Here is an 11,361-nt window from a genome sequence, read left to right on the forward strand (position 1 = left end):
CGCCGCCTGGACTGAAAGGTGATTGAGAGGTTGGTGCAGGCACCATCCGGCCCCACAACAATCGACCGGAGACATGCATGCAGCGTTCGCCCACCCCCCGCCGTGACTTCCTGCGCCTGGCCGCGCTGGCCAGCGGCAGCGCCCTGGTGCCGCGCCTGGCCAGCGCCTCGGACGCCTGGCCGAGCAAGGCCATCCGCTTCGTCGTGCCCTTCGCGCCCGGCGGCAGCAGCGAGATCGTCGCCCGCGCCAGCGCCTTCGAGCTGAGCAAGCTGCTGGGCCAGAGCGTCTTCGTCGACAACAAGCCCGGTGCCGCCGGCAACGTGGCCATGCAGGAAGTGGCGCGTGCGGAGGACCAGCACACGCTGATCCTCGGCCACATCGGCACGCTGGCGGTCAACCCGTTCATCTTCGACAAGCTGCCCTACGACCCGAACAAGGATTTCCGCGCGATCTCGCTGCTGGCCAAGGTGCCCAGCCTGTACCTGGTGCGGCCCGACCTGCCGGTGAAGAACCTGAAGGAGCTGATCGCCTTCGCCAAGAAGAACCCCGGCAAGCTGAACTACGGCTCGGCCGGCAACGGCAGCGCCGGCCACCTGGCGATGGAGTACCTGAAGATGGCCAGCGAGACCTTCATGCTGCACGTGCCCTACCGCGGCACCGGCCCGCAGCTGACCGACCTGCTGGCCGGCCGGCTGGACGCCGCCAGCGTGGGCGCGCCGGCGGTCATGCAGTTCATCAAGACCGGCAAGCTGCGCTGCATCGCCACCGGCACGCCGCAGCGCCTGCCGCAGCTGCCCGATGTGCCCACCGTGGCCGAGCAGGGCTACCCCGGCTTCGAGATGACGCAGTGGTACGGCCTGATGGCGCCGGCCTCGCTGCCGCAGGCCGCGGCCGACAAGCTGGCCACCGCCGCCGCCGCCGCGATGCGCCAGCCCTCCACCACCGAGAAGCTGGCTGCCGATTCGGCCATCGGCGTGGGCGGCACGCCGGCGGAGTTCGCCCGCTTCATCGCTGCCGAGCAGCAGCGCTGGAAGGTGGTGGTGGCGCGCGCCAAGATCAAGCCGGACTGACCCGCCCGGCCGCTGCGGTATCGTCAGGCACGAATGGCGGCGCGGCCGCCCGCTGCTGTCTGCCCACCGCCATGCATCCTGTCCTTGACGACCTGAGCCGCACCTTCGTGGCCGGCACGCCGCACATGCGTGAATCCGGCATGGCCATCACCGCGCTGTCCACCGGCCGCGGCACCATGGTGCTGCCGGCCCGTGCCGACTGGGTGGGCGATCCGGTGCGCCAGGTGCTGCACCCGGGCGTGCTCACCGTGCTGGCCGATTCGGCCTGCGGCCTGGCGGTGGGTGCGGCGCTGGACAAGCGCGTGCCCTATGCCACGCTCGACCTGCGCATGGACTACCTGCGCCCCGCCGGCCCCGACCACGATGTGCATTGCGAAGCGCATTGCTACCGGCTGACACGCAGCGTGGCCTTTGCGCGGGCCGATGTCTGGCAGGCCGACCGCAGCCAGCCGATCGCCACCGCCCAGGCCACCTTCATGCTGTCGACGCCCGGCGGGGCATCGCCGCGGCAGGCTGGTGCGGCGGCCGCGGCGTCTGCCGTGCCAGCCTGGCAGGCGCCGGCCGACAGCCTGCCGGTGCTGCCCGGCCTGGCCATTCCGTATGTCGACTACCTGGGCATCCGCATGGCACCGGGGGGCGATGCGCCGCTGTTCCGCATGCCCTACCAGGCCAAGCTGATCGGCAACCCCAACCTGCCGGCGCTGCACGGTGGCGTGGTGGCCGGCTTTGCCGAGACCGCCGCGCTGCTGCACCTGTCGCAGGCCCTGGGCGGCGCCAAGCTGCCCAAGGGCATCGACTTCTCGGTCGACTACCTGCGTGCCGGCCGGCCGGTCGAGACCTTCGCTGCCTGCGAGCTGGTGCGGGTGGGCGCCCGCGTGGCGCTGGTGCAGGTGCGCTGCTGGCAGAGCGATCCGGCCACGCCGATCATCGTGGCGCGCGGGCACTTCCTGCTGACTGCGCCTGAAGGCGCCGCCGACGCCGGCTGAGCCCGGCAGGTCAGTCGAAACCGCCGGCCTGCATCGCAGCGAGGGTGTCGCGGATCAGGTGCCCGGCGATCGAGAAGCGCGGCGGGATGCCGGGCAGCGCATCCAGCGGGAACCACTGCGCATCCTCGATCTCGCCGGCCTGCGGCACGATGGTGCCGCCGGTCCAGCGGGCGGTGAAGGCCACCATCAGGCTGTGCGGGAACGGCCAGCTCTGGCTGCCGTGGTAGCGCAGGTTGTCGACGGTGACCGACACCTCCTCGGCCACCTCGCGGTGCACGCATTCCTCCAGCGATTCACCGGCCTCGACGAAGCCGGCCAGCGCGCTGTACATGCCGCGGGCGAAGTGCGGCGAGCGGGCCAGCAGCAGCTCACCCGGCCGCCACACCAGGGCCATCATCGACGGGCTCAGCCGCGGGTAGCTGGCATGCCGGCAGGCCGGGCAGATGCGGGCGCGCTCGCCGGGCTGCAGCTCGGTGGGCGTGCCGCAGACGCCGCAGAAGCGGTGGGCGCGGTCCCATTCCAGCACCTGGGCGGCGCGGCCGGCCAGGGCGCTGAGGCGCGGCTCCAGCGCCATCATCGCGGCGCGCAGCGGGCGCGGCTCCCAGCCGGGCGGCGGCTCGGGCAGGGCCACGGCCCAGCAGTCGGCGCCGGCCAGCGTGCCCAGGTAGTGGCGCCCGCTGGCACCACCCAGCAGCGCGGCCAGCGCCAGGCCGCCCACCGGCCCGGCCAGCGGCTCGCCGGCGGGCAGCAGCAGGTCACGCTGCACGAAGGCGAAGCACCAGGCTTCGGGCGAGGGCTGGGCCGGGGGCTGGCTGGCGGGGACGAAGGGCATGGCGGGCGGCAGGTCGGGTGGACCACCGATCATCGCCGATGGCCCGGGGCAAAGCCGCCCAGGAAGCCGCGGTCGATGCGGTCCTTCCAGCGCCACACCCAGCGGCCGGAGGCCCACAGCCGGCCGCGGCTGGCGATGGCACGGCCGTCGCCGGTGGCCAGCAGCACCAGGAAGCGCTGCTGCGGCACATAGCCGTCCGGGGGCGGGCCGCCGGCCACGGCGGCGCGCAGCTGGGCCGTCAGCACCGGCCCCTGGCGCACCGCAAACACGCCGGCCTTGGCCAGCGCCGGCTGGAAGGCCGCGCAGTCACCCACGGCGAACACCCGCGGGTGCGACACCGAGCGCAGCCGCGCATCCACCTGGATGAAGCCGCCGGCATCCACCGCCAGGCCACCGCGGCGCGCCGCGTCACGCTGCCAGGGCTGGGCCAGCGCGCCGGTGGCCCACAGCAGCAGGTGCTGGCCGGCAGCGGTGGCCGCCGTGCAGGCGGTGCCCAGCTGCAGCTGCACGCCGGTGCGCTGCAGCACCCGGGTGGCCGCCGCCACCGCGCCGGGCGCCAGGCCGGGCAGCAGCGCCCGGCCGCGCGACACCAGCGTGGCCTGCACCGGCCGGTCGGGCCGCAGCGCAAGCAGCCGGGCCCGCGCCGCCAGCAGGGATTCGAAGCCCGCCGCGCCGCCGCCCACCGCCATCAGCCGCAGCGGCTGGCCGGCCGGTCCGTCGGCGTGGGCGGCCAGGGCGGCATCCCAGGCAGGCTGCAGGCGGGCCAGCGGCCGCAGCGCCAGCACCGGCGCGCCCAGGTCGGCCGGCGGCTCCAGGGTGGAGCCGGTGTTCAGCGACAGCCAGTCCCAGGCCAGCACCTCGCCGCTGGCCAGCGTGGCGGTCTGCGCGGTGGCGTCCAGCGCCACCAGGTCGGTGGCCAGCAGTCGGGCGCCGGCCGCGGCGGCCAGCGCCGCCACGTCGATGCAGATCTCGCGCCAGGCATAGGCGCCGCCCAGCCAGCCCGGCACCATGCCCGAGTACGGCGCCAGCGGCCCCGGCGACACCAGCACCAGCTCGACCCCCGGCACCGGCTGCTGCGCCCAGCTGCGCAGTACCTGGGCATGGGCATGGCCCGCGCCCACCAGCAGCAGCCGGGTCACCGGGACGGCGCGTCGTTCAGCGCCCAGTCGTAGTCCAGGAAGCCGATCGGCACCTGGGCGCTGCGGATGCGGACGCGGTCGGCCGGCGCATCGGCCAGCAGGTCGGCATGGGCGGCCAGGAAGGCCGGCAGCGAGGCGATGCCCTGGTGGCCCAGCCGGAAGTCCTCGCCGTACCAGTCGAAGATCTTCGACACCTGCAGCCGGCCGCCGGCGGTGTCCCAGCGGTTGCGGGTGCGGTCGGACATGAAGCGGCGGGTCTGCTCGGCCAGCTGCGCGTCCAGCCGGTCGCCGGTGAAGGCTTCCTCGCGCAGCATCGGGCAGCCGATGCTGGCGCAGTTGACGGCGAAGTGGATGCGCGGATCGTCGTACCGCCCGCGCGCGCGCAGGCGGCCGTGCTCGATGTCGTCCAGGCTCAGCGTCTGGCCCAGCAGCGGGATCCACTTCGGCTTCCAGGGGTTGCTCAGCAGGCTGCCCAGGTCCTTGATCGAGGCCAGTCCGGGGTACTTGCCGAGGATCAGCTCCACGGTGAAGGCGTTGTAGGCATTGATCAGGAAGGCCATCTGCTGCGCCTTGCCGAAGCCGGCGAAGGCGGCGGCGTCCACCGCCGACAGGCTGGCGAGGTAGGCCTTCAGCGCCGGCCGGTCGGTGGCCATGCCGGCGTAGCGCACCTGCGAAGCCTGGCCACCACGCAGCAGGACCACGTGCTTCTTCAGCAGGGCGGTCCAGGCGGCATGGCTGTGGTCCAGTGCCTGGGCCGCGGCGGGTGCGGCCAGCCACGGCAGGGTGGTGGTGGCCAGCAGCCACTGGCGGCGCGTCGGGTGGGTCATGGGGAGCTCGGCGATGGGGGCCGACAGCAGGCGCGCCGCCGGTCGCCGGAGCTTACAGGCGTCGGCTCAAGCATGATGCCGGGATGTCCAGTGCCCTGCCTGCCACCAGCCACCTGCCCGCCCGGGCCGACTGGCTGCCGGCCGCCGCAGGCTGGCGGCTGCAGCTGGCCGGTGACTGGGCCGCCGGCGCCGGCTCCTGGCCCGAGCCGCCCGCCGGCCTGGGCCCGCAGACGCCGGTGGCCTTCGACACCGCCGCGCTGCAGGCCTGGGACAGCGGCCTGCCGGCGCGGCTGTGGGCACTGTGCGCCGTGCTGCGGCAGCAGGCCGTGCCGGTCGATCTGGATGGCCTGCCGCCCGGCCTGCGCGGCGCCCTGCAGCTGGCGCAGGCCGATCCGGCGCCACCGCAGCGGCCGGCCACCGGGCCGCGGCCGCCTTCGGAGGCCGCCATCACCGTGGCCTTCTTCGGAGACGTGCTGCTGGCCCTGGGCCGCTGGCTGCGCGGCCAGGGCCGGGTGCGTGGCGCCGATGTGCTGCAGCAGCTCGACGAGACCGGCCCGCGCAGCCTGCCCGTCGTGCTGCTGACCTGCGGCCTGGTGGGCCTGATGCTGGCCTACATGGGCGGCGCCCAGCTGGGCCGCATCGGCGCCCAGGGCTACCTGGCCGACGTGGTGGCGGTGGGCATGGTGCGCGAGCTGGCCGGGCTGATGACGGCGGTGATCCTGGCCGGCCGGGTGGGCGCGGCCTTTGCGGCCGAGCTGGGCAGCATGCAGGCCGGCGAGGAGATCGACGCACTGCGGGTGCTGGGCGTCGACCCCGTCACCCACCTGGTGCTGCCACGCCTGCTGGCCCTGCTGCTGATGGCACCAGCGCTGATGGCCTGCGGCGCGCTGGCCGGCGTGGCCGCGGGCTGGCCGCCGGCCGTGCTGGCCTACGGCGTGACCTCGGCCGAGTACTGGCACCAGGCGCTGCGGGCGCTGAACTTCACCCACCTGTGGATCGGCCTGTTCAAGGGCATGCTCTACGTGGCCCTGGTGGCGGTGGCCGGCTGCCGCTGCGGCCTGCATGCCGGCCGCAGCGCCCAGGCCGTGGGCCAGGCCACCACGGCGGCGGTGGTCAAGGCGCTGGTGTGGGTGGTGGCCGCGGCCACCGGCACTACCATGGTCTTCACCAACCTCGGTTTTTGATGCTGCAGTCTCCGCCCACCCCCATGCCCCGGATCCAGGTGCGCGGCCTGGCCATCCAGGCCGGCGGCCGCCTGGTGCAGCAGGGGCTGGACTTCGACGTGCAGGCCGGCGAGGTGCTGGTCATCATGGGCGCCAGCGGCTGCGGCAAGAGCACGCTGCTGCGCCACCTGGTGGGGCTGCAGCGGCCGGTGGCCGGCACGGTGCGCATCGACGGCGACGACCTGCATGCCGGCAGCGCCGCCGCGCAGGCCGCACGCCGGCGCCGTTTCGGCGTGATGTTCCAGGCCGGCGCGCTGTGGAGCGCGATGAGCCTGGGCCGCAACCTGATGCTGCCGCTGCAGCTGTTCACCGGCCTGGACGATGCCGAATGCGCCCGCCGTGCCCGCTACAAGCTGGCCCTGGTGGGGCTGGACGGTGCCTTCGACCTGGCGCCGGCGGCGCTGTCGGGCGGCATGCGCAAGCGCGCGGCGCTGGCCCGGGCCCTGGTGCTGGACCCGACCCTGCTGTTGCTGGACGAGCCCGGCGCCGGTCTCGATCCGGCCAACACCGCCCGGCTGGACGAGCTGGTGCTCAATCTCAGGCACCATCTGGGCACCACGGTGGTGATGGTCACCCATGAGATCGCCAGCATCTTCGCCGTGGCCGACCGCGCCCTCTTCCTCGATGACCATGCCATGACCATGACCGCGCTGGGCCCACCCAGGGATCTGCTGCACAGCGGCCCGCCGGCAGTGCGCGCGTTCCTGCAGCGTGGGACCGGACCATGAACGCAGCCGCCTGGCGGGTGGGCGCGCTGGCGCTGGCCGGCATCGTGCTGCTGGGTCTGGCCATCGCCGCGGTGGGCGGCCAGTGGTTCAGCCCGCGCGACCGGGCGGTGATGCGCTTCGAGCGCTCGGTCTACGGCCTGAACACCGGCGCGCCGGTGGTGCTGCGCGGCGTGCGGGTGGGCCAGGTCACCGCGGTGGGCCTGGCGCCGGCCGCCGGCGGCGGGCTGGCGATGCCGGTGACGGCCGAGTTCGACCGCGCCCTGCTGCGCGACCTGCTCGGCGCCGATGCCCCGGCCGACGGCCCCGCGCTGCCGCTGCTGGTGCAGCGCGGCCTGGTGGCACGCCTGTCCACCCAGAGCCTGCTGACCGGCCTGCTGTATGTCGACCTGGACCTGGTGCCCGGCCGGCCGGTGGCCGCCGCCGCGCCCGGCGCGCTGCCGGCGATTCCCACCGAGGCCACCCGCCTGCAGACGCTGCAGGCCCAGCTCGAAGGGCTGGACCTGGCGCAGATCGGGCAGGACCTGGCCGCGGTGGCTGGCGCCGCCCGACAGCTGCTGGCCGGGCCCGAGGCGCGCCAGCTGCTGCAGCGCAGCACCGACGCCGCTGTCCAGCTGCAGCAACTGGCCCAGACGCTGCAGCAGCAGCTGCCGCCGCTGGCCCGCAGCGCCGAGGCCACGCTGGCCGACACCCGCCGCAGCCTGGCCACGCTGCCGCCGGCGGCCGCCCAGGTGGGCGCGGCTGCGCAGCAAGTGGGTGCGGCAGCCTCGGAGGCCCAGGCGCTGGCCCAGGGCCTGGCGCAGGCGGCGCCGCCGGCGCTGGCCGAGGTGCAGCGTGCCGCAGCGGCACTGGGCCAGGCCGCCGAGACCTTGCGCACGGCTGCCGCCGACGACTCGGTGCTGCGCCTGAATGCCGACCGCGCGCTGCAGGACGTCGCCCGCGCCGCCCGTGCGCTGCGCGAGCTGGGCGAACTGCTGGAGCGCCAGCCCGACGCCCTGCTGCGCGGCCGCGCCAGCGCCCCCTGATCCACCCGAGGCCCCCGTCCGCCATGCACCCGCTGCCCCATCCCTTGCCCCAGCCCCAGGCGGGCCGCCGTGCCGTGGCGGTCGGCCTGCCTGCGCTGCTGGTGGCGCTGCTGGCCGCCGGCTGCGCCGGCCCGTTGCCGCCGGTGCAGTGGCTGCGCCTGCCGGCCGAGCCAGCAGGCGCAGCGGCGGCCGTGGCCCGCCCCGCGGCCGGCCCGGCCTGGCAGCTGATGGCCCCGGTGCCGCTGCCCGGACACCTGGACCGCGACGCCCTGCTGGTGCCGCAAGGCCAGGCCGGCCTGCAGCCGCTGGGCGGCGCCCGCTGGGCCGAGCCGCTGCGCGATGCCGTGCCGCGCCTGCTGCGGCAGGACCTGGGCCGGCTGCTCGGCGCCCCGCCGTGGACCGCGCCGCTGCCGCCCGGCGTGCGGCCGGCACGCCAGCTGCGGCTGGAGATCAGCGTGCTCGATGTTGGCGCCGACGGCCGCAGCGTGCGCCTGCAGGCCCGCTGGAGCCTGGCCGATCCCAGCGGCACCACGGCGCCGCAACTGGGCGAGGCCGCCTTCATCACCAACGCCAGTGGTGCCGATGCCGACGCGCTGGCCGTGGCCCACCGGCAGGCGCTGTGGCAGCTGGCGCAGCGCATCGCGGCCACGCCCTGAAGCGTCGCTGACAGTGCTGGCTCAGCCGGCGTGCAGTGCCCGCAGGGCCGGCGCCGCGGCCAGCGTGGCGGCGTGGCCCGCGTCGATGGCGCGGCGGCGGAAGGCCTCGGTCATGCTGACCCAGTAGCCGAACTCCGGGTGCAGCAGCACGTCGGCCAGCGCGGCATCGGGCGCGGTGAGGGCGCGCTTGCGCAGGTCGCTCTCGCGGTAGCGCTGGGCGCCGGCGGGTGCCCGGTCCTCGTGGGCCGAGGCGTCGACCGCCAGCACCCGGGTGGCGCCGGCTGCACGCGCCAGCCGCACCGGCAGCGGCATGCGCAGGTCGGCATCGGCAAAGGCCTCGCCGCGGATGGTGACCGGTGTGAACTGGCCCTCGATCGCGGCCGATGCCTGCACCGCCAGGCCGGCGTGGCCGCGGTTGAAGCCCAGCACCGCGCCGTCGCGCAGCCGCTGCACGGCGCACAGCACCGGCGTGGGCAGGGCCTGCAGCGGCCGGCCGCCCACCGCCTGCTGCACCCAGCTGGCCAGGCCGGTGGCCGCCAGGCGCTGCTGGCTGCCCGGTGCCCAGCGCACCAGTTCCCAGGGCTGCAGGCCGAGCGCGGCGCGCTCGATCGCCTCGGCCGGCACGCCGGCCGCGCACAGCGTGCCCACCAGCGCACCGGCCGACGCGCCGACGATCAGGTCCGGCCGCAGCCCCAGCTGGTGCAGCGCCTTGACCACGCCCACATGCACGAAGCCGCGTGGCCCGCCGGAGCTGAAGATCCAGGCCACCCGCGGCGTGCGCGCCAGCGGACCGGCCTCGGGGGCGTCAGGGCCGGTGTGGTCCTGGTCGGGCTGCAGCGCGCAGCCGGGCAGCAGCGTGGCGGCGCCCAGCGCGCTCGCCGCGCCCAGCCAGCCGCGGCGGGTGGGGCCGCTCAAGGCTTGGCGGTGCGTGCCGCGGCCACGCGGCGGGCCAGTTCCTCGCCGCTGGCGTAGTGCGGCACGCGGAACACCAGGCGCTTGCTGCGCTGCCAGAAGCTGTTGCTGCCGGCCACTTCCTCGGCCCAGTACTTGTCGGCCAGCCGGCGGTTGCCCGGCACGTCGAGCAGGAAGGCATCGCGCGAGCCGGCGCCGCCGAAGATGTAGAGCTTGCCGTCGATGATGCGCCAGGCGTCGGCATCGCCGCCCCAGGGGATGCCGTAGACGATGCCGTTGGCGCAGAAGCCGCCGAACTGCGGCAGGTACTTCTGCGGTGCGGCATCGAACAGCGCCTTGTGCGCCGCGCTGGCGAAATGGAAGCTGACGCCCTGGTACTGGCTGCGGAACTGCGGCTGGCCCATGGCGTGGCGGTTCTCGGTGAAGTAGGCCACCACGTCATGGCCGTCCAGCATCACATGGGCATCGCTGCCCACCGCGCTGGCGCGCACCGGCGCCAGCGGTGAATCGGGGTTCTGCGCGCGCATGGCGGCGCAGCCGCCCAGCAGCAGCGCGGAAGTGGCCAGCAGGGCCAGGGCCAGGCGGCGCCAGACGGGCGCGGTGCGGGTCAGGGTGGGTGTCATGTCGGTGCTCCAGGGACCAGGGGATGGGAAACGGCGGACAGGCCCTCGGCCGGCAGGCGCAGGCCCAGGCGGTCGGCATAGGGCGCCGGCCAGCCGAGCAGGGCGCTGGCTGCCTCGGCGCGGCGCCGCAGGTGGGCCTCGTCGCGGCCGTGCAGGTGCAGGATGCCGTAGCGGTGGCTGCCCAGCCACTTGAAATCGCGCGCCAGCGCATGGCCGCTGCGGGGGTAGGTGAACAGCATCGCATCGGGAAAGCGGCGGGCCAGCGCCGCACGCTGGGCGGCATCCGGCATCGGCGGCGTGCTGCCGGGCTGGAAGGCGCGGTAGACCAGGCTGGCGGCCGCACCGCCCACCGGCGGCTGGCGTGGCAGCGTGGCCGGGTCCTGCCCCATCGCCAGCGCCAGCGACATGGCATGCGGATCCAGCCCCTGCACCCGCAGGTACAGGTCGGAAAACTGGCTGGCCAGCCGCGGGTTCACCTCGATCACCGTCAACCGCTGGCTGGCGGCGTCGTAGAAGAACTCGATGTTGAACAGGCCGTGGTCGAAGCCGACCGCAGCCAGGAAGCGCTGCGCCACATCCAGCGCCCGTGCCTGCACGGCCACGGGCAGGCGGCTGGGGAGCTCCCAGCGCATGAAGGCCTGGGTGCCGGGGTACATCACCGCGTCCACCACGCCCAGCGCATGGGCGCGGCCCTTGTGCACCCAGCCGTCCAGGTTGAACTGCGCCGCCTGCACCGGCGCTTCCAGCAGCAGCCGGTGGGCGCTGCCGGCCTGCGGCAGGCGCTCCCGCACCACCCGCTCGAAGGGCTCGACCAGCCGGCGGATCACCCACAGCTCGCGCCGGCCGAAGCGGGTGTGGCGGTGCAGCTCGTCCTGGCTGTCGACCCGCCGTGCCAGCACCGAGAACGCCGCCTTCACCGGCTTGACGTAGATGGGGTAGTCCAGGCCGCCAGGCACCGGGCCGCCGTAGCAGGCCTCCAGCGGGGCGAACGGCAGGTTGGCCTCCGGGCAGACCTGCTGCAGCACCTGGCGCGCATGCAGCTTGTGCTGGCAGGCCAGCACCGCCGCCACCGGTGTGCCGGGCAGGCCGGCAGCCTCGGCCACCAGGGCGGCGGCCAGCGCGCCGAACTGCTCATGGTGCGAGACCACGCCGGCCCAGCCGCGCGCCCGTGCCCGCCGTGCCTGCGCGGTGGCAAAGCGCTGCAGGTCGAAGCCGATCAGCCGTGCGTTGCTCGGGAAGGAGAACAGGTCGAAGCCGGCGCTGTCGATGGCGACCACGCCGGCCTGGCGCGCGAAGCCCAGCGCATCCCAGTCGTGGTTGAACAGCACGCCGACTCGGGTCAT

Annotated in this window: 12 protein-coding genes; 6 read left to right on the forward strand and 6 right to left on the reverse strand. The window is 75.0% G+C overall.

Translation table 11 applies throughout. The features are described 5' to 3' along the window. The first annotated feature begins 77 nt into the window (after nt 1-77). Both FFT10_RS11865 and FFT10_RS11870 read left to right on the forward strand, forming a co-directional pair. Complete coding sequence (locus FFT10_RS11865; RefSeq protein ID WP_137733033.1) at nt 78-1,070, forward strand: Bug family tripartite tricarboxylate transporter substrate binding protein; 993 nt, start codon at nt 78-80, stop codon at nt 1,068-1,070. Between the two features lie 71 nt (nt 1,071-1,141). Beyond that, nucleotides 1,142-2,056, forward strand: coding sequence for a PaaI family thioesterase (locus FFT10_RS11870; RefSeq protein WP_137733034.1), 915 nt, complete (start codon nt 1,142-1,144; stop codon nt 2,054-2,056). A 10-nt stretch (nt 2,057-2,066) separates the two neighbouring features. On the opposite strand, the gene nudC is transcribed toward FFT10_RS11870, so the two are convergent. From nudC to FFT10_RS11885, 3 genes are read right to left on the reverse strand one after another with little or no spacing between them, the layout of a single operon-like run. Further along, the gene (gene nudC / locus FFT10_RS11875) at nt 2,067-2,888 is read right to left on the reverse strand and encodes an NAD(+) diphosphatase (protein ID WP_174246099.1); all 822 of its coding nucleotides are present in this window, start codon (nt 2,886-2,888) and stop codon (nt 2,067-2,069) included. Between the two features lie 29 nt (nt 2,889-2,917). Then, nucleotides 2,918-4,027, reverse strand: a complete 1,110-nt coding sequence (locus FFT10_RS11880) for an FAD-dependent oxidoreductase (RefSeq protein WP_162520779.1) — start codon at nt 4,025-4,027, stop codon at nt 2,918-2,920. After that, a complete protein-coding gene (locus FFT10_RS11885; RefSeq protein ID WP_137733036.1) occupies nt 4,024-4,854 on the reverse strand; it encodes a DUF547 domain-containing protein in 831 nt (276 codons plus the stop codon). The genes FFT10_RS11880 and FFT10_RS11885 overlap by 4 nt, the downstream gene beginning before the upstream one ends. Nucleotides 4,855-4,937: 83 nt before the next feature. On the opposite strand from FFT10_RS11885, the gene FFT10_RS11890 reads away from it, so the two are divergent. The 4 genes from FFT10_RS11890 to FFT10_RS11905 are packed head-to-tail and all read left to right on the forward strand — an operon-like array spanning nt 4,938 to nt 8,483. Then, nucleotides 4,938-6,038: an MlaE family ABC transporter permease gene (locus tag FFT10_RS11890; RefSeq protein WP_137733037.1), complete on the forward strand. Its 1,101-nt coding sequence runs from the start codon at nt 4,938-4,940 to the stop codon at nt 6,036-6,038. Between the two features lie 23 nt (nt 6,039-6,061). Further along, complete coding sequence (locus FFT10_RS11895; RefSeq protein ID WP_228027081.1) at nt 6,062-6,805, forward strand: ABC transporter ATP-binding protein; 744 nt, start codon at nt 6,062-6,064, stop codon at nt 6,803-6,805. Continuing rightward, complete coding sequence (locus FFT10_RS11900) at nt 6,802-7,827, forward strand: MlaD family protein (protein WP_137733039.1); 1,026 nt, start codon at nt 6,802-6,804, stop codon at nt 7,825-7,827. The genes FFT10_RS11895 and FFT10_RS11900 overlap by 4 nt, the downstream gene beginning before the upstream one ends. 23 nt (nt 7,828-7,850) lie before the next feature. Then, a complete protein-coding gene (locus FFT10_RS11905) occupies nt 7,851-8,483 on the forward strand; it encodes a PqiC family protein (protein WP_137733040.1) in 633 nt (210 codons plus the stop codon). Nucleotides 8,484-8,504: 21 nt separating this feature from the next. On the opposite strand, the gene FFT10_RS11910 is transcribed toward FFT10_RS11905, so the two are convergent. From FFT10_RS11910 to FFT10_RS11920, 3 genes are read right to left on the reverse strand one after another with little or no spacing between them, the layout of a single operon-like run. After that, a complete protein-coding gene (locus tag FFT10_RS11910) occupies nt 8,505-9,398 on the reverse strand; it encodes a patatin-like phospholipase family protein (RefSeq protein WP_137733041.1) in 894 nt (297 codons plus the stop codon). Continuing rightward, nucleotides 9,395-10,018, reverse strand: coding sequence for a YHS domain-containing (seleno)protein (locus FFT10_RS11915; protein WP_137733042.1), 624 nt, complete (start codon nt 10,016-10,018; stop codon nt 9,395-9,397). Before FFT10_RS11915 ends, FFT10_RS11910 begins: the two co-directional genes overlap by 4 nt. After that, nucleotides 10,015-11,361 carry an ATP-grasp domain-containing protein gene (locus FFT10_RS11920; RefSeq protein WP_137733043.1) on the reverse strand — a complete coding sequence of 449 codons (1,347 nt, stop codon included), beginning with the start codon at nt 11,359-11,361 and terminating at the stop codon, nt 10,015-10,017. The genes FFT10_RS11915 and FFT10_RS11920 overlap by 4 nt, the downstream gene beginning before the upstream one ends.

The organism is Pseudaquabacterium pictum, assembly GCF_005403045.1.
GTDB lineage: Bacteria > Pseudomonadota > Gammaproteobacteria > Burkholderiales > Burkholderiaceae_C > Pseudaquabacterium > Pseudaquabacterium pictum.